The organism is Gephyromycinifex aptenodytis (assembly GCF_012277275.1).
Classification (GTDB): Bacteria; Actinomycetota; Actinomycetes; order Actinomycetales; family Dermatophilaceae; genus Gephyromycinifex; species Gephyromycinifex aptenodytis.
Genome location: NZ_CP051155.1, coordinates 2343717 through 2368423, shown reverse-complemented (window position 1 = coordinate 2368423; position 24707 = coordinate 2343717). Strand labels below are relative to the sequence as shown.

Here is a 24707-nt window from a genome sequence, read left to right as displayed (position 1 = left end):
GTGCGACGAACACTGCACCTCCCTCTCCCTGCAGGCACCCCGGGTGTGACGCTGGATGAAGCCGTCGACCTGGCCCGCACCGGTGACATCTGGTTGTTCCGTGGCCGTTCACGCGCGGACCGCGCCATCCGAGCCCTGACGAATGCGCCCGTCAACCACGTCGCGATGGCTGTCGTGCTGGACGATCTGCCGCCGCTGCTGTGGCATGCCGAACTCGGCAAGGGCCTGCTGGATGTGTGGGCGGGCAAGCACCAACGCGGGGTGCAACTGCACGACCTACGCGAGGCCGTCCTGCAATGGACGGGGCGCTACGGCCAAGAGGCGTGGTTTCGCCAACTCACCCCCGAGGTGAGCCGGCAGCAGGAAGATGCCGTGCTGCGCACCATCGCCCGCTGGGACGGCACCCCCTTCCCGGGCACGACCACGTTGACGGCCCGCTGGATGCGCGGACGCGCCGGGGCGATGGCAGAACCACGCCAGAACGCCCGCTACCTGCGGGCCAAGGCACGTCAGGTAATCACCGGAGAAGAAAGCTCACCGCAGACGCCCACCTCGGGGATGAGCCCCCGCGAGGCCTACTGCGCCGAGGTCGTGGCTGTGACATACCAGGCGATGGGCCTGCTCAACCCGCGCCTACCCAGCATCTACTACGACCCGGGCGTCTTCTGGTCCGGCGACGAACTCGCCCTCACCGCCCCGGCAGCCCTCGGCGACGAGATCCTGGTGCGCGCCCCGACCCCCGCGCCGCCGACGGAGCCCGAACCGCCTGCCGCCAACCCACGCCGAGGCTGGCGCCTCCGCAAACGCACCCGTCGCAGCGAATGCGACTCCAAAGATTGAGCTCGCCGCCCGCGCCCGAGCCCCAGCAACCCGGTCTGGGAACTCCGCCATTCGAAAAGGAATTGGCTGTAAGACGTGCTGCCCTCTAGCGCAATGAATTTCGGCTATTCGGGGCGTTTCGGTTCGCGGGTCAGGCCGCGGCTAGCAGGAAACGAAACCAAAAAGAAGCGGGGCGAGGCCGCTCTGGTCACAGTTCGGAGCGCGATCTCTCCTTAGGGTGAATTGCGTGAAGCCCTTCCTGCGAAGCCGAACCGCTGCCCTGTCCGCCGTCCTCGCCCTCGCCGCGACGCCCGCTGTGGCGCTTCCCGCCCAGGCGAGCCCTGACTCCCTGCGCGCCGAGAAGGCCGATGAACGCCTCGCCGGCGCAGACCGATTCGCCACCGCCGCCGCCGTTTCCCGGTACGCGCACCCGAGCGGTTCGCGGATCGTGTTCCTTGCTGCGGGACAGGACTACCCCGACGCGCTCGCTGCCGGTCCCGCCGCGCACGCCTCAGGTGCTCCCATCCTGCTCACCGGGCGCGACCTGCTTCCCCCCGCCACCGCCACCGAGCTGGCCCGGCTACACCCGGACCGGGTGTACGTACTCGGCGGCCCCGCCGTCGTCAGCGACAAGGTCGGCTTCGATGCGCGCAACGCAGCAAAAGCGAGCCTGGTCTACCGGGTGGACGGCAAGGACCGCTACGCCACCGCCGCCCGGGTCACCGAGGTGTTCCCCCCGTCAGCGGACACCGTCTACCTCGCCTCAGGTGAGGGCTTCGCTGACGCACTCTCTGGTGGGGTGGCCGCCGCGAAGGCCCGTGGCTCGGTGCTGCTCACCGGCAAGAGAACCCTGCCGGAGGTGACCAAGGAACGTCTGAGCGAGCTGGCCCCCAGCTCGATCGTCGTCCTCGGCGGCACCGGCGCCATCGACGAAGCCACCTTCGCCGCAATCGGCAAGGCCGCGCCGAAAGCCACCGTCACCCGCGTCGCCGGCCTCGACCGCTACGACACCGCCCGACAGGTCGCAGCCCGTTTCTGGCCCAAGGGCTCCCGCAGCGCCTTCATCGCATCTGGCGCCATATTCCCCGACGCGCTCAGCGGGGTCCCTGCCGCGGCCGCGGCGGACGGACCGATCCTGCTCACCGGCGCCTCCTGCCACCCGGCAGCGACGGCGAACGCAATCCGCTCCCTGAAGACGACCTCCAACGTCACCCTCGGTGGGAGGGCCGTCGCCTACGCAGGGGCCCGGGTGTGCACCACCGGCGCAGCCAAACCCCTCAACGCCACGCCACCACCCGGGCCGAACGCACGCACCGCGCGGACCGTGAACTGCGCCGACTTCCCCCACCAGAAAGCCGCCCAGCAATGGTTCGACTACTGGTACCCCCGCGTCGGCGACAAGTACCGACTCGACCGCGACAACGACCGTGTCGCCTGCGAACTGCTGCCCTGACCGGCGCGCAGAACAACGACATGGGCGGGCGATACCGACTCGGTACCGCCCGCCCATGTCTGCCTCAAACGCGGCTCAGCTGAACTTGGCCATGCCCCGCTCCAGCGCGTCGATGATGTACGGGCGCAACTGCTCGGCCGTGATGATCCGGTCCACCGAACCCACCCGTAGCGCCCGATCGATGGTGTGGATCCCGTCGAACTCGTCGGCGACCTCACCCAACTTCTCCGAGCGCACCGCCGCCGTCACCTCGGCCAGCCGCGAGCGCGACCCGGCAGCCCCCGGCCCGGAGGCGCGGCTTGCTTCCTCAGCGGCAGCCACCACCCGAGGATCGGTGGCGGTGCGCTTCTTGACGTCACGGGCGAACACCGTCGCCGCAGCGGGCGCGCCGCCGATCACCGAGGCGTAGGAACCTTCCACCGCCGCGATCTCCATCGCCTCGTTGAGCTGCTTGGAGAACACGACGAACGCACCGCCGTGGTAGCGCGAGACGACCACGAACACGATCGGTCCGTCGAAGTTCGTCACGGCCCGCCCGATCTCTGCGCCGTACTCCAGCTGCCAGTTACGCATCGACTCCGGCGAACCGTCGAAGCCGGACAGGTTCGCCAACACCACCAGCGGCCGATTGCCACTTGCGGCGTTGATCGCCCGCGCGCTTTTGCGCGAAGCCTGCGGGAACAACGTGCCGCTGGTCCATGCGGGAGGGCCGTAGGAGGGCACGAAGCCCTTACGCGGCACCGTGCGTGACTCCAACCCGAGCATGCACACCGGGATCCCACCGATGGTGGCGTCCCACACGATCGAGGTGTCGCTGTCCTGCCAGTGACGCCAACGTTCCAGCGGGGAATCGTCGGTATCGGTCACGGCCCGCATCACCGAACGCATGTCGAACGGACGCTTTCGTTCGGGGTTGGTGGCCCGGTCGAACACGTCACCCACCGTGGTGAAGGTGGAGTTCGGGATCTGCTCGTGCGGTGCAGTGCGCACGTCGCGGTCCCGGACATCCTGCGTCGGGCGTCGCCTGGGGAAGCGCTCCCCCGGCACCACGTAGGCGTAGTCGTAGTGGTGCAGCAACAACTCACACGCCGACTCGAAGCTGGGCGCCCAGTACTGCGCCTGGCCGTTGGGGCCCATGATTCGGTCGTAACCGCCGATGCCGAAGTTGTCGTCGGCGGAGACCGCGCCCGAGAAGTCCAGGGCCTGCTTACCGGTCAGAACCATCGCGCTGGCCGGAGTCATGATCAGGACGCCCTTGGTGTGCATGAGCATCGTCGCTTCGGCGTTCCAATACGGCTGACCGCCGACGTTGATCCCGGTGACGATGATGTTGATCTCGCCGCCGGCCTGGGTGTGCTCGATGATTCGCCGCAGCGTCAAGGAGATCCAGTCCATGTTCTCGGTGCCGGAATCCAGGGCGATGAGCGCCCCGGAAGAGACCGCGTACCACTCCACCGGGAGGCGATGCTGGGCCGCGTAGTCCAACGCGGCGTTGATCCGGCGGCACTCAGGCTCGGCGAGGTTGCCCAGTCCTTGCGTCGGGTCGGACAGGATCGCGACCCGACGCAACCCCTCCGGGACGAGGTCGGTGTAGTTGACGATCTCGCCGACCACCAGGTGCGCCCGGTTCTGGGCGGGTTCCCGATCGACCGGTACCAGACGACCCTCACCATCGAGGTCCATCTCGGTGAACTGCCCGCGTGGGAACGGTGAGGCTTCGCCCTGCCCCGGAGTGAGCATGCGGATGATCTCGTAGGGATACGGAGAGCCGAATCGTGCTGCGGTAAGGACCTTTTGGGCATAGGCCGTCAGCGGGCGGATCGGGTCGGGTCCCGGGTCGCCCAGACGGGCTGAAATCCCGCGCCCACCGATGCCTTCCACATAGAGCACCTTGTCGACCAACCCGGAACCGTCTTCAGCCGGGACCCGCACATGCAGCACGAGCTTCTCCAGGCCCGCGCCGCGCGCCAGTCGCTCATAGAAAGAGGCCAAGGAGTGCCATTCGGCTGCGGGGATGTTCCAGGTGGGACGCACGGTGAGGATGAGTCGGTTGGCAACCGGGCGCTCCCGCGGCGGGTAGGTCGCCAGCGCCGCGCGCATCGCGGCCAACGCTTCAAGGCCGGTCCGGCCCAAGCGCGGATAAGTGACGGCACCGCTTTGTTCGTTCGTCACCGGGACAAGGTCACGAACTTCGGCCAGCGCGAACAAACGCCGGTCCTTCGGGTTCTCCTTGGCGACCCCCAAGAACAGGTAGACCTCCTCGGGAGAGGGCAGCCGTTCCAGGTCGAAGTTCGACAACCGCCAGATCTCCAGGCGTTTGGCCAACATCGGGTGCAGGTTGCGGTAAAGCGCATCCTCGACGAAGCGCCCGCCCTGCTGGCGGTAGGTGAGGTGCTGGGTGCGCCGGTTCTCCTTGCCCACCCCCGACAGGCTCGTCACCGTGACGTCGAATCGGTGCAGAACACGACCGAACTCGCTGGCAGCCAATAGCGCGTCGACCTCGGCGATCATGTCGGCGATGGGCATGCACACGCCTTCGCGCCACGCCACCACATCGACGGTCACCGCCACCGACTCGGGCACGCCCTGGAGGTGGCGGCGCACTGCCCCGGCGAAAGCAGGCAGGTCACTCAACGCTGCGAACCCCGCGACGAGGTGCACCTGGCGCCCCTCGTGCTCGTAGTCAGCGGCGACGAACTGGCTACCCTGCTCGGCCCAGAGGTCCAGGCCGCGCAGGTCACGGTTGCGGTAGAAGCGCCGCAGGTAGGCCTCCAACAGCGCGACACGGAAGTCGGGATCGACCTGGACGTCCTGGCGCCACGCTTCGAGCAGCAGGCCGCGCATGGGGTGCGGGTTCTTCACCAGTTGTTCCACCCGATCGTCGCGATCGAGGCGGTGCGGGTCACTGCGCAAGGCCGCAAGCTGCTCGGCCGCCTCCCGGCGCTCCTCCTCCACGACGGCGTTCAACGCCGGCTCATCGAAAAGGGCGTAGATGGTGTCGTGGGCCAGGCCGGCCACGGCGAGCTCGCGGCCTTGCGCGGCGGCGGCGAGACGTTCCAGCCGCTCCCGGTCCGCGGGCGCAAGGAACGCCTGAAACTCTTCGTGGTGCTGCAGACGCCGTTCGAGCACGACAAGGATCGCCGGTACCAGAGCCGGCACCCGCGAGAACGACCGGAACATCCACAGCATCGCCGATTCGAGCTGGCTGCTGTGTTCCAACCCCGAGACGTCATACCGGGCCAGGGCTCTCTCCAACCGGACCCGGTAGCGCGCGGGCAGTCCGGCGCGGTCAGCATCGAGCCACTGCAGGAAGGCGATGAAGTACTCCTGAGTGTTGACCCCACCCAGGGCTTCGGGTTCGGCGGAGAACTCGGCCTCGGTGCGCGGTCGGTAAAGCCCCGCGATGTCGGCATACAGATCCAGCAGCGCGTCCTCGTGGGCCAGCAGATTCCGATCGTCAGCAGGTGCCTGGGCCGCCAGTTCCTTCTGACGCGCCAGGAGACACTTCAGCCCGGCCGGGTCGAGGTCGTAACCGAGCAGGTAGTCGGCAAGCCGGGAGTACACCCAGGCAGCCCCACACCGGCCAGGACTCTCGGTAGCCACCAGCGGTGTCAGGTCCAGCCTGTTCGGCTCGTCCTCGAGGCCAGCCGACAGGGCGGCGGGGGTGAACTCGCCGTTGGCGCGGATCCGCATCAGTGGCGCGCCTCGTTCGACCTGGCTGTTCGGCAACACCGCGATCGAGGTGATGACCCCGTCGAAGGCAGCGGTGACGGTGGAGACCATCTTCATCGACTCCAGGGTCGCCAGCGGGGTGCCCGCCGTGACCTCATCGCCCACCGAGACCAAGAGTGATTCCACCAGCGCTGGCCAGCCGGTGCGCACCACGATCCCGTCCTCGCGGGTGACCGTGTGCGCGATCCCGTCCACTTCCAACCGGAACGCTGCGCCCTGCTCGATGGCGACGATGCGACGTTTACGCCCGCCCGCGACCAGCCGTCGCTCGAACTGCCCCAGCGCTTCCACGTCGACGGGAACACCTAGCCCATCGACTTCGACCCGGTAAGAGGAGGGCCCGGTGCGGTCGACGCGAACCTGATGGTCGACACCGCGGTAGGCGAGCAGCATGCGTGAACCCACAGCTTCCGGACGTCCCGGGCGTCCCCGAGCGGCACTGGCCAAGAACGCGGCACGCACCAATCTCAGGTCGGCCTCGTACGCCTCCACCGCGGCAGAGACGAGCGCGACCGGGTCCGGCTCGGGAACCAACGCGCCACGTTCGAGGTGCTCTTCGTACCAGCCGAGCGGAACGGCACCGGCGCGCAGGTCAGGATGGCCCAGTAGGGAGAGCAGACCGGAACGGTTACTCACACCCTGTTCCAGCACGACAACGAAACGCTCGATGACGCGCATCAGGCGGTCCAACGCCTGGTCGCGGTCGCGCCCCCAGGCGCCGACGCCGGCGATCAACGGGTCACTGTCCGGACCGGTCTGGACGATGTCACCTTCGCGCATGCTGGCGTCGATGCGCACCCCGGTGCTCGCGGGCAGGCTGAGCATCTGCAAGACACCACCGGAGCGGGCGTACCCGTTCTCCGGGTCGTGGGCCAGCACCCGCACTTCGACGGTGTGCCCATCCGAACGTGGACTGCTCGCCGGTAGCCCCTCCCCGCGCAGCAGCCCCAGGCGCAGCGCGATCAAGTCGGTGCCGAAACCCTCCTCGGACAGGGCGTGCTCGGCGCGGGCCAGGACGTCCAGGCCGAGGAAGCCGAACTCCTGACCCCGCAGCGCGATCTGGGCGACTCCCGCACCCCGGTAATTCAGCGAGATCGCCAGCGCCCGGACCGCCTCATCGATTGCGCTGGCCGTCTCCTGGGCAACCCCGGGGGCGGGGTGTTCGGCGAACACCAGGTGCTGGCCGCGGCGCACGCTGACATCGCGCAACCCCAACGTCATCACCGTGCCGTCGCCATCAGCGAGGAAGTCAGCTTCGATCAGACGCGCACCGGTGAGTTCGGCGCCCTGCTCCTGCCACACCGGCACCCCGGCCGCCTGGGCTGCGGCTGCGAAGGCAGCTCCGGGGGCGAGCGCCCGAATCGTTTCCGAGCAGGGTGCAGCCACGTCGATGCCGACCTTTTCGCATTCGGCGACGAAGTCCGCGACGTTGCACGGCATCGAACCGATCCACACCGCGTCGACCTCGGCAGCCACCAGGGCCGCGACCACATCGGCGGGGTCGCAGTGTTGGCCCTCGTCCACGGGCAGCGCCAGGGTTTCGTCTGCTTCGCGGGCGTACCACGCCCGCGATTTGGGGCCGATGTGCACTGCGAGCCTGGTCACGCTCTCGCCGGTGCGGCGAACGTCGCCGACAGCAGCGATGACACGGGCGGCAGCTTCACCGCGGTCGATGATGGCCAGACGAACAGCAGCACTCACGAGGGATATCCGTTCAGTCGAAAAGGGCAGGAGCGATCAGGCAGGTCGGCACCTGGTGTGGCAGCACCTGATACCGGCAAAATCCGATAGCAACGGGTGTGGAGCATCAACCCGAATAATCGAACACGCAGCGCAGCGTATCCACGCCGAGCGCGGCCGATATCGTCGGCATGGGTACGCCTCGGTAACCTTCGGGCGCGGCGGGAGGCTATTCTTCATCGCCCGCCCGCGATATTCGAACACCTCGCCGCGCGAGTGCATCGGCCCAGGCAGAGCCGTTGCAGGTAGCTGCTGGGTGGCTGAATGTCAGCCTTTCGACGAGGTCGAACTATCACCGCCACGGCTCTCCCATTCCGCTGCCTGAGCACACAATGTCGAGCACCCTAGAGCCGCCGGACGCGGTTACGGAGAAGTAACTAGCAGAAAATAGCGCGGCCAATTCCGTCGGCGGTGATAAGTGACCGGTCAGTAGAAATCAACCAATAGCGGTAGCGCTTCGCCGCGGGCCCCGTTTTCCGGCAAGGCGCACCGGGCTGACCGCAGCACCCCGGTACCAGCAGCGCACAGCTGGAAAGCCGGCTCGGCTACTGCGCGACTCCACGCTGCCAACCCCACCACGCCTCCAAGGACGGCTCTTCGGTGAGCGCGACCACGGCGCAGGCATCGCCGACAGCGACCTGGTCGATTCCTCGGGCCAGGTCACGAGTGCGCCGGATGCGCACCCCGGCATCGAAATCGCAGGGCGCGTGGGCGCACAATTGCGCCAGGCTCGCCCCGGTGAGGATGACGGGCCGATCGACCTGCACTTGGAACCGGGCTCGGGCAAGCGCAGCCGCCGGGGGCGGACCGGCCACCACCCGCAAGTCGGTACTGGGCCACCCGCCGCCGGTGAGTAGTGCGCCATCGCGCAACCACACCCGCGCGTCGCTGCCACGCACCAGGTCGCTGACGCAGCGCATCACCTGGGCCGGTGAGTACCCGCGATCATCCAGCGTGACCACGATGTCCGGGTACTCCCAGACCAGACCGGGATCACGCGCCCCCGGTTCGGTGATCAGGTGAGCGCAGCGCAACGTCTCGGCGTTCTTCTCGCGCCGCGCCTGCTCACGCTGCTGCTCGCTCAGTCCCACCTCACGCCCGGCGATGTCGGGCCCGTCATGCCAGGCCACGGCGGCCGGCTCGTAACGCAGGTCGGCGCCGGCCAACCAGAGTCGGTTGGCCAGTTCCCAATCCTCCCCGCCGTACCCGACGAAGGAGGCATCGAAGCCGCCTACCCGGGCGAACAGTTCCGCCGGCATGGCCAGCACCGCGGAGATGACGAACCGATAGGAACGCTCATCGGCAGCACGCAGGTTGTCGCTGTCGGCATAGCCCTGCGCGAGCCACGCGGGTTCGGCCAGCACCGACGGGTCACCGGCCTGGGCTGGGGCGCCCGCACTTTGACGCGCCAGCCACGCCACCACCTGCGCACTGGACAGGCCCCGCAGGTCGGCGTGCCGCCGCCGCCCCACCACGAGCGCGCCACTGCTGGCCACCCGCGCTGTCATGGTCGCCACATAGTCCGGCTCGGGGATGGTGTCGCCATCCAGGAAACACACCACCTGGCCGCTTGCCACGGCCGCGCCCAGGTTGCGGGCGGCCGCCGCCCGAAAACCGCGATCTTCTTGCCGCACCAACCGGCTCGCATACGGCCGTGACCCCAGCTGCGGGGGTTGCGGGGAGCCGTCGTCGGCGACGATGACCTCCATGCAGGCGGTCGGGTACGTCTGAGCCGCCAACGCGGCCAACACGATGTCCAGGCTTGTTTGGTCTGCGTAGTAAGGGATCACGATCGAGGTCGTGACGGGTGTGGCGTTCACTGCGCCCACCTGCGCAAGATGGCCGCATAGGCAGCCGCCGCTTCGGCCGAGGTCGGCCCGACCTGCGTACCGGGCGGCAGCCAGGTCAAGGCCGGGTCTTGCAGAGCCGCCTGGAGCGCCTCCCGCAGGCTCGGTGGCGACCCGGCCGGGGCATCCGGGCCGTACTCGAGGACCGACTGCGGATTGCGGGCCTGAAGCTCAGCGACATAGGCGCTGCTGGGCACCAGCGGGCGCCGACCAGCAGCGATCCACGACCCGATCGAGCCTGAGGCTGACAGGTGTTCGTGCGGCGCCACCGGAACAGCGATCGAGCGCAACCGGTCGGTGAGCTGATCGTCAGGCACGTAGCCGCTGATCTCGAACGTGCGGCCCAGCACCTCGGCCCGCGCGGTGAGCTCCTCGACCAGATCCTCATGCCCGGGCGAGGGCCGACCCAGTGCCAGCAACCCCACATCGGCTGGACAACTGGCGCAGGCCTCCAACGCCAGGTCGTGGCCTTTGCCGGGATACAGGAAGCCGAGCACACCGATCTGGCGCGGACGCACCGCCGCTGCCCGCGCGGCAGCGCCTGCCACATCGGCCAGCGGCAGGACGTCGATCGGCAACGGAACGACCTCGATGCGAACCGGTTTCACCCCGGCGAGCTCGCACGCGGCACGCAAGAGCCCCGCCTCATGTTCTGAGGCGACGATCACCCCGACGCTGGCGGCGGCCATCCGGGCGTAGGCCTGGGCGCGGCGGGGGTGGTTGGTCGGCCCGTCGGAGGGCTGGGGTAGATCGTGCAGGGTCAGCGAACAGGCCCGCTGCGCCGCGATGGCGAGCACCGCCTCGGCGGCTTCCTGCGGACCGGAACCGAAAAGCCGGTCGGTGACATGCAGATGGAGCAGCCCGTCGGTGGGCAGTTCAGCGCTAGCCGGGGCGTCCTGGGTGCGGATGACCTCATAGGGGTGCATCGCCGCGATCCCGGCACCATGCCGGGTGACCCCGTGCTGCGGCGGACCGACGACCAGATGGCGAATGGGGTTCACGCCAGCCCCAACGCCTTGATGGTGCGCGCGTGGCGCTGTAACCCCTCCTGGACGAACCCCGGGTGCTGACGGTAGAACTCGAGCTGGGCGGCGTGCACCTGCTGCGGCTGCAGTACCGCGCCGCCGCAGTGCCACTGGGGACGGGGATCGACGTCCAGCCCTAACGCCTGCAGGACCGGCTCCTCTAGTGGGGTCAGGATCGAGGACAGCAACACCCGGCCCGGATCCTCGGCATCCTCCGGCAACCCCAGGGCATGCTGAACCCGCCTGGCGGTCTCCAACAGCCAGGTGTTGCCGGGGTGGTTGATGGTGTGGCAGAGGTCGACCGACAGGGTGTTCAGGACATCGGAGACGACGAGCGTCTCGTGCGCCTGCTCCCGCTGGGCCAGGCTCTCCCGAGATTCCTGCACCAGGGCGGCACAGGCCTGACTGAACGCCTGCGGGTCCAGGCGCGTGGCGGCTGGGCGCCCCGCCTCAGCCTGAATGATGGTGCGCAGGTCGTGGTACGGCACCAGCGGGGGGTCGCCGAGGTCGGGCTGGCGCACAAGCACCTGGTAGGGGTACAGCCCGGCGAAGAACAGCACCGGCCAACGCAGCACCCTTGCCCGCTGCGGTAACCCGCTGGCAACCTGAGCCGTCCCCAACGGCAGTCCGCGATAGTTGTGTGCCACTGGTTGGGCCAGCAGGACGTCCGCGCGTTCCAGCAGCCGTGCCAGATGCGGCAGGTCCTCCGCCTCGATTTCGTGCACCGGCGGCATCCGCACAGTACGCACTGCGGCGCTGGGGGAATCAGTCAGCAGCAGGCGCAGCGCCTCGGCCTGGCAGTTGCCCCACACGAGCACCAACGGACGCTCGTCTTGGGGAATCTCGTGGATTCCGTAGAAGGTCCCATAGTGCAATGTCCGCCCGTCCGGTTCGCCCGCCGAAGCCGTCGCCGGGGGTGGCGGTGGCGTGGGCCCGGGCTGGTCGTCACGGAGCGGGGGGGCGGGGGGGCTCGGCATGTGGTAAGCATGGGCCGAAGCACCGCTCACCGCATCTGCAGCAGGAACGCCGGCCTCGGCCCCGGACGCGGGAGGACGCCCGTCATGGGCCCGTTCAGGAGGTCAGCCCGTGACGACCCATCACGCCCGCCTACGTATCGCTCTCGTCAGTTCCCCGCGCTTCCCCATCCGTGAGCCGTTCGTGGGTGGCCTTGAGTCCCACGTCTGGCATCTGTACCGGCGGCTGCGAGCGGCGGGCCTGGAGGTCACGCTCTTCGCTCCGAAAGGTTCCGACGGGGTCGACCCGGGATCGACCTTCCCCACCGGCATCTGGACCCCGAGCGCCATCGCCGCCGGAGACCCCTCGATGCCTTCGCTGAGCTTCCTGCACGAGAGCACCGCGATGCTGGCCACGATGGATGCCTTCGCCGGGCCCTTGGCCGGGCAGTTCGATGTCGTGCACGTGCACGCCCCCCATCACACGCCGATCGTCATGGCGCCCTACCTGAAGATGCCGACGCTGGTCACGCTGCACACGCCACCGACCGCCTGGATGGAGGCGGCGATCGCGACCACTCGCGGCCGAGGTGTCACCTTCGCTGCGGTCAGCGGCTACATTGCAGACGCGTGGTCGGTCATCCCGGATCGACCGCACGTGATCCTCAATGGGGTGGACCTGAACGCCTGGCCCGCCGGCCCCGGCGGCGGGGGCTTGGTCTGGTCCGGACGCATCACCCCGGAGAAAGCTCCGCACCTGGCTATCGAGGCCGCGCGCCTGGCAGGCATGCCGTTGCGCCTGGCTGGTCCGGTCAGCGACGAGTCCTACTACCGCGAGGTCATCCGGCCGCAATTGGGCGAGGGCATCGAGCATGTCGGGCACCTCGGTCGGCGCGAACTGGCCCGCCTGCTCGGATCTGCGAGCGCCTGCCTGGTCACTCCCGACTGGGATGAACCCTTCGGGCTGGTCGTGGCGGAATCGCTGGCCTGCGGTACCCCGGTGGTCGCGTTCGAGCGCGGCGGCATCCCCGAAGTTATGGGAACCCAGGCCAACGGGGTCCTGGTCACGCCCGGGTCAGCCAGGGAGATGGCCGAAGCGATTCCGCGCGCGCTGAGGCTGGACCGCTGCGCCATCCGCCGCGACGCGCAGGTGCGCCTGGGTGAGGACCGCATGGCCGAGCAGTACCTGCAGCTCTACAAGGTGCTGCGGCGACGCCACACGCTAGCCAACCGCCCCGGAAGCCTCACCGGCGCTCTGCACCCCCAGCGGGGTCAGGTGCCATCCCGTGTCGTCGGAGTAAACCAGTCCGCGCTGCGCGAAGGCCTCCAACCACCCCTGCATGGGGAACCATCCCCAGCGTGAGGCGAAGATCTTGGCGTTGCGGATGATCGACCCCAGATGCTGCACCGGCGGCGAGGCCGACGGGTGATGCTGGTGGTAGGCATCGGCGCCGCCGAGCCAGATCATGTCGCCATCGGCGGCACGGACCAACTCCGCGAAGTCGGTGTCCTCAGCGCCGTAACCGACGTAGCTCTCGCAAAAACCGCCGAGGGATTCCCAGTCCTGGGCAGCCACCGCGAAGGACAGCGACCAGAACAGGCGCAGGTCCTGCGCCGGCCAGGCCTGATCTGGAGGCGGAGCGGGCCGGGCCGGGTGCGGCTGCCCCAACTGCCCCAAGCGCGCCACGTCGTAGCTGACCTGGCCGGGCTCACGCGGCGGCAGATAGGTGACGGGTCCGCACCACAGCCGCGGACCGGCCCCGCGCGCCGGCAGTTCAGCGTCCAGGCCGCCGCGCAGCGCTTCGCGGTAGCGCGCGATGAGCTGCGGACCCGGAATGCAGTCCACGTCGAGCAGCACCAGATACTCGCAGCCCGTTTCCCGCGCCGCGGCCACCCCCGCGTTGCGGCCTGCCGCCAGCGGGAGTTCTTCCTCAGGCGCGACCGGGAGGTCGACAACCTGCCAGCGCAGCGGTGAGCCACCCACAGTGGCGGCGACGACATCGTGGATCTGGGGGTCGCCCAGCGAGACCACGATGAAGCGATCTGGCAGTTGCCCTCCGGCGAGCAGGCCCGAAATCAGCCCGCGCAGATGTTCATGGCGCCCCCGGACCAGGGTGATCAGGGCAAGCGACTGCGCACCGGGGGAATCCTCGGCCGACAGCGGCCCAGCCGTAGGTAGCTCAGCCAGGGAGGGCGGCTCGCCAACGGACAGTCCGGTGGCGCGCGGCTCGCGGGCGTGGTGGCTCGAGGCTGCCTCGGACCCGCTCGACAAGCGCGCGGCGACCTGCCCGATCACCTCGGCGGCGCGGCGCGCGCCATCCCCGAAACTCCATCGCCGCCAACCCTGCCCCCCGATTCCCGCGGCATGCTCCAGCAACCCGGCCCACCGGTGCGGTTCGGGCCAGCCGCCGGCCACCCCGACGGCGATGCCGTCGTGCTCCAGGGCGCGGCGAGTGTGCTCCTGCTCGGCGAACGGACGTTCACTGGCCACCACGACGGCGGGCCGACCGGCCGCAGCTACCTCGGCGACGGCGTTCTGCCCGCCATGGGTGACGACGACGTCCGCGTCCAGCAGCGCGCGCCACACTCCGGGCGCGCCCAGCTCCGGGTCGGGGCGCGACCACACCCAACCTGGCGTTGCGGCCTGGGCTGCGGACACCTCGGCGGCGGTGATGTCTTCGCCTCCGCGGCCCCACAGCAGGCTCACCCGGCGCACGGGTTCAGCGCGTGCGACCGGCGGGGTCAGCGGCCAGCCGTCAAACCGGGAGATGGCCCCGACATGGGTCGTCTTGTCCAACCATTGCGCGGGCCAGGCTTCGGGCAGATGCCCAGGCCAGGGCGCCACCAGCGCCGAAGCGGCGTCGTAGGCGGCCAGATGCGCGCGGTCGGTGCGTTCCCCTCGCATCGCCATCACGATCACCGGGGCGCCTAGCAACCGGGCCAGGAGCGTGACCTCCACCGAGACGTCCACGACGAACGCCTCGGGGTTGTTGGCTTGGATCCAGGCCGCGATCCGGGCCATCCGTTCCCGCAGCCCGGCATCGTGCAGCGGCACCCAATGCAGCACCCCACCCGCGGTGGGATCGGCCGGGTGGCCCTGGTCGTCGCGCGGCAGTTCGATCCAGTCCCCGCGCCAGTTCGCCGGCCGGGGCATCGACCCAAAGCCGGTGACCTCCAGGTGCGCTGCGATCTGGGTGGCACGCGTCAGGTGACCCGCGCCGTGATGGTGCACGTAGTAACCGATCATCAGTCCTCCGCCAGGAAGGTATAGAGCCGAGCGTGCCGACGGGCGACCTCGGCCTGCTCCGCCAGCCGCTGCGCGGCGAACTCAGGACGCGGACCATCGGCCGGGCTCTGACCGGCAGCCGTAGCGGCCTCGACCGCCCGCACCAGCGACCCTGGCAGCTGCGCGCGCCGGTAGACGAGGCACGGCCGCTGACTGGCCATCGGCAGGTCCGGTGCGAGCACGGGAGTACCCAGGTCGTGGCACATCTCCAACCAGCCCGAATGGGTCCCGGAGGCGTACGGCAACACCGCCAGGTCCAGGTGTGCGATCGAGTCGAAGAGGGCGTCGTCCTCCAGCGGGTCGTGCACGATCACCTCGACTCCGGCCCGGTCGGCGGCACCCTCCAACAGTGCCCGAACACCGGCGTCGTAGCGGGCGAAGTCAGGCTCCAGGGCCTCCCGATGGATCCAGATCTGCAGGCGCACCCCCGGGCGTACCGCGGCCAGCAGCCCGCGCAGCACCGGGACGGCTGCCACGTTGGGACGCAACGATTTCAGGTGCACCCCCAGCAGCACCTCACCGTCGTCGAGGCGGCTCGGGCGGGGCGCGGCCAGGCGTTGCGGGGGCACGATGTGCGGGTGTGGCAGCACGCTGGGGCGACGGCCCCAGCGCTGTTGCACCACGTCGGCCACCGGCTCGCTGAGGGTGATGAGAGCATCGGCGGCCGGCACGATCACGTCCAGGCGGGCCAGGTGTTGCGCGTCATCAGGCACGTGCGGGTTGGACAAGTCATGCACGGTGTGCACCAAGGCGATGTCGTGCATCTTGCAGGCAGCCGTGAACTGGGCCAACTCGGCCGGACTGCGGTGCTCGAAGCCGAAATGCAGGTGGATGACGTCGACCTGCTCCGCGTGTTCGTGCACCCAGGCGGGCTCGAGGGCAGGGTGGGGCCACCATTGCCCCGGCGAAGCTCCTGGCACCGGCGGGTCCGCCAGGAACTCCACCGGCGCCGTTGTTGCCTGGCTGTTCCGCCCTGACTCGGCCGATTCAGCTTCTCCTGGCAGCACGCGCAAACGCTGCACGTACGGGTGGGAGGCGGGGATGTGCTGCACGCGCACCGGAGCCGATGAGTCCCGACGGGACGCAGCGGTGGTGGCATCGGTCACGCCGCGTCCCAGTCCGGGCCGTCAGAACCGGCCGGATACTCCTGCATCGGCACTTTGCCCTCTTCCCATGCCTGCAGAACCGGCGCCAGCACCCGCCAGCATTCCTCGGCCAGGTCCGCACGGATCGACAACAGCGGATCCCCGTCGAGCACCCCGGCCAGGATCTCCCCGTACGGGGTGATGGAAGCCTCCTCGATACGCGCGTCCAGCACGGTCTGGTCGAAGCAGAACGAGTTGCGGGCGCCGTTAGTCGCCACTTCGACCAGCACCTGATCGGGCTTCATGTCGATGATGATGCGGTTGCGCGGGGCGGTATTGCCGAAACCTTCCATGAGGTGATCGACCGCTTTGAAGGTCACCACGATCCGGCGCCGATCCTGGCTCAACGCTTTACCGCTGCGCAGTGTGAACGGCACCCCTGCCCACCGGGAGTTGCGGATCTCCAGGTCTACCTCGGCCAGCGTCTCGGTCTCGTTGTCCGGGTCCACGCCCTCTTCATCGACGTAGGCGGGAACGTCCTTGCCTTCGATGGAGCCCGCGCTGTAACGAGCGCGCCGGGAGGCGGCCGCCCCGTCTGCGCCGCGCACCTGGGTGGCGCGCAGGGTGTGCGACATCAGGTCGTGCAGCTCGACCGGGTCCATCCGGGTCGGCTCTTCCATCGTCGTCATCGCAAAGACCAGCAGCAGGTGCGACTGGATCATGTCCACCAGCGCGCCGGCCGTGTCGTAGTACCCGGCACGGCCCTCCAGGGCGAGCTTTTCGTCGGCCACGATGTCGACCCGTTCGATGTTCTGGTTGTTCCAGACCGGCTGGAACAACCTGTTGGCGAACCGGAACCCGAGGATGTTCAGCACCGTGGAATCGCCGAAGAAGTGGTCGATCCGGTGGATGCGCTCCTCAGGCAGGACCCCGGCCAGCACTCGGTTGAATTCGCGTGCCGACTCCAGTCCCTCGCCGAAGGGTTTCTCCAAACCCAGCCGCAGACCTTCCGGCAGCGGCAGATCGGCCAGTTGGGCGACCACCTTCATCGTCACCGAGGGGGGCAGCGCGAAGTACAGGACGGCGTCCGGGGGCAGGTCGGCGACGAACCCGGGCAACTGGTCGGGGTCGGTGACGTCGCATTCGAGGTAACGGGCGGCCTGCACGGTGCGCTCGGTGCAGTCCGCTTCGACGCCGGCCTCGCTCAGGCTGGTGCGCACGATGTCGTTCCACCCCTCGAAGGGACGCCGACCCACCCCGACGACGTTGACCCGGCGAGCAGGTTCAGCCGCGAGTAGCGAACCCAACCCGGGCAGCAACAGCCTGCTGACCAGGTCGCTGGTGGCACCGAGAATGACGAGGGTAGGAACGCGATCAGCTGCTTCCTGCTGACGCTTGGTTGAACGATCAGGCACGAGGACGTCCTCTCACGGCGGGGCCCGGCAATCGCCGGGGGTTCATCTCACCCCTCCCATGCCCGATCTCGGCCGTCATGAACCGGGGAGTTCATCCCTCGGCTTGGCTACTGCCGCGTGATCAGGAAGTCGGGCTCGCCGTGGCGCCGTCGCTCTGCTCACCGGTGGACCCTGAAGGAGTTGCCGGTGCCGGTGCGCTGATCTGAGTGTCGACCTCGCGATGCGGGAAAGCCCTCGCGGCAGCCTCCTCCAGCGCAGTCTTAGCTTCCTGGCTCTTGGCCGCGCCCTGCACCGTGACCGAAGTGGCCTCGACCCGAACGTCCACGTCGTCCACGTCTTTGGCACCGGCCAGCAACGGGAGCAGCCCCGCGAAGTCGGCGACCCGCTGCCCCTGGGACACCTCGACCTTGTCGATGATCTCGGCGCCGTTCGCTCGGGCCTTGACGACCTGCAGCAGCGAGGCCTTGGTCGGCTCATCGGGGACGGTGGCTTGCACCGTGATCCCCTCAGCGTTGCGGGTCAGCTGCACCGGACCTTGGCTCTGAGCCTCGGCTGCGGCGTCGCTGTCTTGCGGGGCTGAGGAAGGGCTCGCCGATTCCGAGGCCGAAGACGAGGCCGTGGCGGCACCTGTCGGCGAGGGCGTCTCGGAGTTGGTGAGAAGTCGGCTCAGACCGAAGATGAGCAGCGCCAGCAACACCAGTGCCAGCAACCACAGCCATGGTTTGGGGGTGCGCCGCGGTTCCTTACCGACAGCGGTGGCACCGGACTCATCGGGTCGAGACATGCGCTGCTCCTGCGGGTCGTGCACCGCGACGACCCGCGGTGAAGAGGGGTTGAGCCGAAAGGCCCGATTTCATGTCAGCAGCCAGTGCCCTTGCGGTCAAACCGAATCGCCGAGCATACGCCGCGAGATATGGGCGCAGTTGCAGAAAAACGCCCCGCCCCCCGGGAAAGCACTCGGCTTTCACAAGGAGACGGGGCGTTTTGGCCGTAGCGGCCGAGGCGGTGCCTCAGCGACGGCTACCGGTGACCTTGCCAACGATCCACAGCAGCAGCACAGCGCCGATAATCGCCGTCAAGAGGCTGAAGATGATGCCGCCGCTGGCCGCGTTGAAGCCGACCAGGGTCATCAGGTAGCCACCGAGCAGACCGCCGACGATGCCGACGATGACATTCATCAGCCAGCCCTGCTGAGCATCGGTGCCCATGATCTTGCTTGCGATCCAGCCCGCAAGGCCGCCGATGATGATCCAACCGATAAAGCCCATGCTCAAAGTCACGAGTATTTCTCTCCTAGGTGCGCTATTGCGCTCGCCGTTGCTCCCAGCGCGGGACGCGCTCGAAGCCTACTAACTCTAGCCAGAAGAACACACGTTCACGAGTTTCCGTTCCCCCGCCCCCGAAAAAGGCCAGCGATTGCCCATCTCGAGGCGTTGAGCGCTACGTCGCGGAGCTCTCGTCGTCGGTCCCTGCGGGCGGCTCGGCGAGCTCCTGCGGATGCGTGCGCGGGTCGACGCGCGCGCCCGACAGATACGCCGCCCGAGACAGGGTGTTGCTGGCCACCGAGGAGACGACGAGCAGAGCCACCAGCGTGACGACCAACTGCACCAAGGCCCATACGTCGAACCCGTGTAGGCGCGCCGAGTGGATATAGGCGGCGATGACGATGAGCGGCAAGCCCACCCCGGTAGCCGGGGATAGCACGTTGATGCGACTCAGGGCGTCATTGGTGCGAAGCATCGCTGCCGCCGAGAGCAGCACGAACAGCGCACCGAGCACACAGGCGACCGAGATGATTACGTCGAGCACAATGTCGATCATCGACGCCCCCTGGTGAGAATGCGGGACAGTGAGATCGTGGCCAGGATCCCCAGCACTGAGGCGAGCATGACGACATCGGCCGCGACGGAGGATCCGGCCAAGATGCCGAAGACGACGACGATTCCGACGCTGGAGAAGTAGACCAGGTCGCCGACCACGGCACGGCTGCCGTCGTCCTGGGCGGTGACCACGCGCACCAGACCGAGCACGACGGCCAGGGCGAGCATCCCGATGGTCACCCACATGGCCAGGAACATCATGCGCGGCCCTCCTCTTCGGCTCGGCGTCCACGGGTGGCCCGCAACAATCGGCTCTCCATGTCACGCAATCCCGCTAGGGATTCCTCCCGGGAGTCGCCGAGGATGCACTGCACGTACAGCGTGGGCGGCGCCCCGTGCCGGGAGGAAGCAGTGCCCACGACGAGCGTGCCGGGAGTGATGGTGATGCAGGAGGCCATCAGCGAGATCTCGATGTCGGAACGGCACCGCAGCGGCAACTCGACGATGGCGGGCGGCGGGAACCCGGCGGGGGCCACCGTGAACCGGGCGACTTGAGCCGAGCCGACGAGCACCTCTTTGAGGACGAATGCTGCGTAGGCCGCGGTCGCGACGGGGTGGAATCTCATGGCAGCACCGCCTGGATGTAGGGCTGCAGATCGACCAGGCCGTCGGCAGCTCGCTGAATCACCGGCATGATCGGCCCAGCGCCGAAGAACATCAGCACCGAGATGGTGATCAAGGTGTAGCCCGGCATGGCCAGCGATGTCGAGACGCGCACATCATCGGTGATGTCGATGAGCGGGCCCCGGCCCGTGGTCGGGTGATCAGGTCGGTAGCGCTCCATCGGACGACCCCAGAACACCCCGTTCCACAGCCGCTGCAGAGCAAGCAGGGAAATGATCGAGGCCAGCACGATTGCGCTGATAAGGGTCCAGCCGACCCAGGTGCCGTCGGCGCTGGCGGCCTGGACGAGCCCGACTTTGCCCCACAGACCGCTGGTGGGTGGCAGACCGACCAGGGAGAACAGCCCGAGGGCGAAAGCGACCGCGACCCAGGGATCACGCGCGACCAGGCCTTGCAGCCGGTCGAGGCGCCCGGTGCCGTAGGTTTCCTCGATCGCCCCGGCCAGCAGCAGCAGCGCGCCCATCGTCACGATGTGGTGCACCAGGTAGAACAGGCTGGCCGACAGCGACAGCGCCCCGAGCACTACCAGTCCGATGAGGATGTGCCCGACGCCGCTGACCATCTGATAAGCCAGGATCGAGCGGATACGCGACTCCCCGAAGGTGGCGAGGGCGCCGAGCAACATCGTGGCGACGACCAGGATGACCAGCACCGGCATCCACGGGGCGGGCCGGCCGTCGTAGACCACCGAGTACACCCGGAAGATGGCGTACAGCCCGACCTTGGTGTGCAGCGCGGAGAACAGCGCCATGATCCCGGCCGAGGTCGCCGGGTAGGAACGGGGCAGCCAGCCGTGCACCGGGGCGATTCCGGCTTTGACCGACAGCGCGGCCAGCACCACCAAGAACGCCAGGGCGGCCCGCGGGTTCTCGTTGGCGACTCCGGCCAGCGCGGCCAGGGTCACCGTGCCGGTCACGGCGTAGACATAGCCGACCCCGATCAGCAGCACGGTGCTGGTCAGCAGGTTGACCAGGACGAACATCCGGCCCACTCCAAGGCGGCGCCAGGTGCCTGCCAAGGCCAGCAGCGCATACGAGGGCAGCAGCATGACCTCGATCCACACGAATAGGTTGAACAGGTCCCCGGTGAGCAAGGCGCCGTCGACACCCGCGGTGAGCATGAGCACCAGGCTGGGCACGAACCGGTAGCGGTCCTCCCCGGTGCCGATGAGGAAGGTGCCCACGACGAAGGTCGTCCCGGCGGTGACCACAAGCATCAGTGCGGTGAGGGTGTCTGAGACGAACGGGATCGCCACTCCCGGCAGGAACCCTCCCACCTGGTGGGCCAGAACCGGGGTGTGGGTGTGCTCCACCAGCAGCAGGGCGCCACCGCCGGCGATGAGAGCGGGGACACCGAGCAGCAGGAGCCGGTCGGTGATCGCGTGCCGTACGACGACCAGGAAGCCGGCGGAGAACAGGGGGATGGCGACGAAGAGAGTCAGGAAGGCGGGGTTCATCAGTTGTGTGTCTCCCCGGTCGCCGGCGTGCGGCGGGTGTCGTCGTTGTGACCCAGGACCGCCAGCATGAGCATGAAGACCGTCACGGCCAAGGTGATGACGATGGCCGTCAGCACGAAGGCCATCGGCAACGGGTCACCGGCCAGCGCGGGATCGGTGCGATCGGCCAACGGTTCACCGCGCCAGGCAGGCACACCGGTCGTCAACAGAATGAGGTTGGCCGCGTGGCTGATCAGGGTGATCCCGAAGACGGCCCGGACCATGCTCCGTTGGAGAAGCAGATACACCCCGCCTGCAACGAGGACACCGATGGTGGCAGCGAGGATCATCGTGTCTCCTCCTTCGAGGGCGCTTTGGTATCGCGTCCGACTTCGCGAGGTAGCCGGTCGTGGGCGAGAAAAGCGGTTCCGACCCCGACACGACGCTTGGCCTCTTTAGGTCTGGCCGGCGGGCGTTCGCCGCGCACGCTGGACAACGGCCCGGGCAGCTCACCTTCGACGATCTCATCCACCCGTTCGCGGGTGCCCTCGTCGCTAGAACTCTCACTAGTTCCGAGCAGGTTGAAGGCGACCATGATCAGGCCGAGCACAGCGATGTAGACGCCTGCGTCGAAGATCATCGCGCTGGTCAGGTGAACGTGACCGACGTGACCGTGGATGGGTTCGAGGAAGGAGCCGCGCAGGACCAGCCCGCCCAGGCCGGTAAGGATCGCAAGCATGATTCCGCCACCGATGAGGAACAAGGGCAGACGCGGCGGGCCCATCTGACGGTCACGGGATGTGGACAGGTACATCAGACCGACGATCGAGGAAGCCACCAAGGCGGCGATGAACCCGCCGCCGGGCGCGCTGTGGCCGCGCCAGAAGAGAACCGCAGAGACCAGGATGAGCAGCGGCCCCACCACGCGCACCATGAGCTGCAGCCCGAGCACGTTGCCCCAGGCCTCGTTGATCGCCCGGTAAGCGGGAGTGTGCTCGGCGCGCAGCGCCGGACCGGGCGTGGCGACGCGGCGCAGGCGAGCACGCGGACTGGCCGGGGCGGGCGTCGGTAGCGGCGCCAAGTCGCGGTGCAGCACGGTGGACAGCACCGCGATGAGCGCGATGCCGGTCATCCCCAGCACAGCGAGTTCGCCGAGGGTGTCGAAGGCCCGGAATTCCACCAGGATGACGTTGACGATGTTGGACCCGCCGCTGACCTCAGGGGAATCCCTCAGATACCACTGCGCGAGTTCGGAGCGAGGGCGACGACCCGAGAAGGCCCACGTGCCGGCGCCGGCCGCCAGGCCGACGATCACCGCGAAGATGCCCGTTCCGAGCCGCCGCGCCGGAGGCGTCGGGCCGAAGGAGGTGGGCAGCTTCTGCAGCACGAGCATGATGACGATGACGGTCAGGACCTCGACCAGCAGCTGGGTCAGGGCAACGTCCGGGGCGCCCAGGGCAAGGATCTGCGTCGTGGCCAGGACACCGACGGTGGACAGCGCGATGACGGCAGCCAGCCGGGCCCGAGCTGCGCAAGCCAACAGCACGGCGCCGCTGATGAGCACGAAGATCACCAGGTCGATGGGCTGACTCAAACCCGGGACCGGCGCCGGTAGACCGTCGTCGCGGATCAGGAACGCAACTCCCGGCAGAAGCACGAACGCGAACAGGGCCAGGATCGGCGCCAGGTGCCGTGAGGGGTTGTCTCCCTCGACGAGGCGGGCGGTGGCCAGACCGGCGCGGCGCAACCAACCGGCCAGGGCCGCGATGACCTCGGCGCCGTCGAAGGGGAAGCTCGAGCGCTCCAAGCTGGCGAAGAGTCGTTTGCGGGTGAGGATGATCCCGGCGCCCACGGTGAAGATCGCCAGGGTGACCAGGAGCTCCGCGGTGATCCCGTGCCATAGCGCCAGGTGCGGGTGGGCGTGGCTGTCGAACAGGGCGGCGCGCACCGCGTGCTTCAAGGGGTTGTCCAACACTCCGGCCATCAGCCCCAGCGGGACGCTGGCCAGGATCGGCAGCGATGCCGGCAGGAGCATGAGCGCCTCAGGCCGGTGGACCGGGCGTTCGGCCGGGTCGGTCGTGCCGTCGAGGTAGGCCCCGAAGACGATCTTGGTGCAGTAGGCGAAGGTGAGGATGCTGGCGAAGCCGGCGACGAGCAAGGCAGCCCAGCCGGCCCAGGCCGGACCCGGGGCGCCGTGCAGGGCCCCCAGCAGCGATTCCTTACTGACGAAGCCCAACAACGGCGGGATACCGGCCATGGAGGCGGCGCCCAACGCCGTGACCGCAAAGGACAGCGGCATCGCCTTGGCCAGTGGCGGCAAGCGGCGCAGGTCTCGGGTGTGGACGGCGTGGTCGATCACCCCGACCATCATGAACAGACCCGATTTGAACAGGGCGTGCGCGATGGTGTGCAGCACTGCCGCCGTCAGCGCGGCCTGGGTGCCGACACCGATCGTCGCCACGATCAAACCCAACTGGCTGACGGTCGAGTACGCCATCAGCTTCTTCAGGTCCAACTGCTGCAGGGCGAACCAAGCGCCCAGCGTCGCGGTGAACAAGCCCACGGTGATCAGGCAGATGTTCCACACCGGCGTGGCGTGGAAGGCCGGGCTGAAGCGCATGAGCAGGAAGATCCCCGCCTTGACCACGGCGGCGGCGTGCAGGTACGCGCTCACCGGGGTGGAGGCTGCCATCGCGTCCGGGAGCCAGACGTGGAAAGGGAACTGCGCCGACTTGGTGAACCCGGCGATGAGAACCAGGCTCGCCACCGCGGCGGTGAACCCGGGATCGGTGCCCCAGATGGGGTCGGCCAGGGCTGCGCTCAGCGTCGTCGTACCGGTGCGGGCCACGATCAAGGCCACCGCCACCAGCAGGGTCAACCCACCGACGAAGGTGAGGAAGAGCGTACGAAGCGAGGCGAGCTGCCCGCCCCGGCCGCCTTGGGCGACGAGCAGGAAGGAGGCCAGGGAGGTCAACTCCCAGCAGATGAACAGCAAGAAGAGGTCGTCAGCCAGAACCAGACCCACCATCGAGGCCGTGAACGAGGCCATGACCAGGAAGAAACCCCGGTGCTGCGGCCCGGCTTCCAGGTAGCGACTGGAATAGGAAAGGACGACCGCGCCGATGATGAGCGCGATGAAGGTGAAGACGACACCGAGTCCATCTGCGCGCAACGACAGCGCCACACCGAGGCTGGGGACCCACGGCATCGACCAGCGGGCGATCCCGCCGTTGAGGACTTCCGTGGCTGCCGGCAGGAACACAACGGCGGCCGCCAGATATACGGCCGCCAGCACCCACCCGGTGTTGCGACGAAGCGTCGCGGTCAGCACCGGCGTGGCGATCACACCGGCCACCAGCAACAGCACGGTGTACGGGAGCGTCATCGAGGTCATGTAACTCCTGGACGTCAGG

General features: G+C 68.5%; 17 protein-coding genes and 1 pseudogene. 3 read left to right on the top strand and 15 right to left on the bottom strand.

From position 1 onward, the window contains the following. A complete protein-coding gene (locus G9V96_RS10130) occupies positions 1 to 840 on the top strand; it encodes a hypothetical protein (protein ID WP_210424377.1) in 840 nt (279 codons plus the stop codon). Between the two features lie 226 nt (positions 841 to 1066). Beyond that, positions 1067 to 2272 carry a cell wall-binding repeat-containing protein gene (locus tag G9V96_RS10125; protein WP_168582917.1) on the top strand — a complete coding sequence of 402 codons (1206 nt, stop codon included), beginning with the start codon at positions 1067 to 1069 and terminating at the stop codon, positions 2270 to 2272. A 75-nt stretch (positions 2273 to 2347) separates the two neighbouring features. On the opposite strand, the gene G9V96_RS10120 is transcribed toward G9V96_RS10125, so the two are convergent. The 4 genes from G9V96_RS10120 to G9V96_RS10105 form a co-directional block, all read right to left on the bottom strand. Continuing rightward, positions 2348 to 7705 carry a carboxyl transferase domain-containing protein gene (locus G9V96_RS10120; protein WP_168582916.1) on the bottom strand — a complete coding sequence of 1786 codons (5358 nt, stop codon included), beginning with the start codon at positions 7703 to 7705 and terminating at the stop codon, positions 2348 to 2350. A 584-nt stretch (positions 7706 to 8289) separates the two neighbouring features. Next, the gene (locus G9V96_RS10115) at positions 8290 to 9564 is read right to left on the bottom strand and encodes a glycosyltransferase (protein WP_168582915.1); all 1275 of its coding nucleotides are present in this window, start codon (positions 9562 to 9564) and stop codon (positions 8290 to 8292) included. After that, positions 9561 to 10592, bottom strand: coding sequence for a glycosyltransferase family protein (locus tag G9V96_RS10110; RefSeq protein ID WP_226913266.1), 1032 nt, complete (start codon positions 10590 to 10592; stop codon positions 9561 to 9563). The genes G9V96_RS10115 and G9V96_RS10110 overlap by 4 nt, the downstream gene beginning before the upstream one ends. After that, positions 10589 to 11593, bottom strand: a complete 1005-nt coding sequence (locus tag G9V96_RS10105; RefSeq protein ID WP_168582914.1) for a WcbI family polysaccharide biosynthesis putative acetyltransferase — start codon at positions 11591 to 11593, stop codon at positions 10589 to 10591. Before G9V96_RS10105 ends, G9V96_RS10110 begins: the two co-directional genes overlap by 4 nt. Positions 11594 to 11702: 109 nt before the next feature. On the opposite strand from G9V96_RS10105, the pseudogene G9V96_RS10100 reads away from it, so the two are divergent. Then, a pseudogene (locus G9V96_RS10100) lies at positions 11703 to 12680 on the top strand (glycosyltransferase); the annotation flags it as partial. Between the two features lie 111 nt (positions 12681 to 12791). Here the strand turns inward: G9V96_RS10100 and G9V96_RS15335 are convergent. The 11 genes from G9V96_RS15335 to G9V96_RS10040 all read right to left on the bottom strand — a co-directional run bounded on the left by G9V96_RS15335 (position 12792) and on the right by G9V96_RS10040 (position 24688). Next, positions 12792 to 14816 (bottom strand): glycosyltransferase, encoded by a 2025-nt coding sequence (locus G9V96_RS15335; RefSeq protein ID WP_319643808.1) that lies wholly within the window; start codon positions 14814 to 14816, stop codon positions 12792 to 12794. Then, positions 14816 to 15961 (bottom strand): glycosyltransferase, encoded by a 1146-nt coding sequence (locus tag G9V96_RS10085; RefSeq protein ID WP_168582912.1) that lies wholly within the window; start codon positions 15959 to 15961, stop codon positions 14816 to 14818. The genes G9V96_RS15335 and G9V96_RS10085 overlap by 1 nt, the downstream gene beginning before the upstream one ends. Then, entirely contained in the window at positions 15958 to 17355 is a 1398-nt protein-coding gene (locus tag G9V96_RS10080; protein ID WP_168582911.1) for a glucose-6-phosphate dehydrogenase, read from the bottom strand. The genes G9V96_RS10085 and G9V96_RS10080 overlap by 4 nt, the downstream gene beginning before the upstream one ends. Before the next feature lie 121 nt (positions 17356 to 17476). Further along, positions 17477 to 18139, bottom strand: a complete 663-nt coding sequence (gene arfA / locus G9V96_RS10075; protein ID WP_168582910.1) for a channel-forming protein ArfA/OmpATb — start codon at positions 18137 to 18139, stop codon at positions 17477 to 17479. A 226-nt stretch (positions 18140 to 18365) separates the two neighbouring features. After that, positions 18366 to 18635, bottom strand: a complete 270-nt coding sequence (locus G9V96_RS10070; protein WP_264318431.1) for a GlsB/YeaQ/YmgE family stress response membrane protein — start codon at positions 18633 to 18635, stop codon at positions 18366 to 18368. Between the two features lie 160 nt (positions 18636 to 18795). Next, positions 18796 to 19176, bottom strand: a complete 381-nt coding sequence (locus G9V96_RS10065; RefSeq protein ID WP_168582909.1) for a cation:proton antiporter — start codon at positions 19174 to 19176, stop codon at positions 18796 to 18798. After that, complete coding sequence (locus G9V96_RS10060) at positions 19173 to 19436, bottom strand: monovalent cation/H+ antiporter complex subunit F (protein ID WP_319643807.1); 264 nt, start codon at positions 19434 to 19436, stop codon at positions 19173 to 19175. Before G9V96_RS10060 ends, G9V96_RS10065 begins: the two co-directional genes overlap by 4 nt. Continuing rightward, complete coding sequence (locus tag G9V96_RS10055) at positions 19433 to 19801, bottom strand: Na+/H+ antiporter subunit E (protein ID WP_168582908.1); 369 nt, start codon at positions 19799 to 19801, stop codon at positions 19433 to 19435. The genes G9V96_RS10060 and G9V96_RS10055 overlap by 4 nt, the downstream gene beginning before the upstream one ends. Beyond that, a complete protein-coding gene (locus G9V96_RS10050) occupies positions 19798 to 21315 on the bottom strand; it encodes a monovalent cation/H+ antiporter subunit D family protein (protein ID WP_168582907.1) in 1518 nt (505 codons plus the stop codon). The genes G9V96_RS10055 and G9V96_RS10050 overlap by 4 nt, the downstream gene beginning before the upstream one ends. After that, entirely contained in the window at positions 21315 to 21644 is a 330-nt protein-coding gene (locus G9V96_RS10045; protein WP_168582906.1) for a sodium:proton antiporter, read from the bottom strand. Before G9V96_RS10045 ends, G9V96_RS10050 begins: the two co-directional genes overlap by 1 nt. Continuing rightward, positions 21641 to 24688, bottom strand: coding sequence for a DUF4040 family protein (locus G9V96_RS10040; RefSeq protein ID WP_168582905.1), 3048 nt, complete (start codon positions 24686 to 24688; stop codon positions 21641 to 21643). Before G9V96_RS10040 ends, G9V96_RS10045 begins: the two co-directional genes overlap by 4 nt. Between the last annotated feature and the right edge of the window lie 19 nt (positions 24689 to 24707).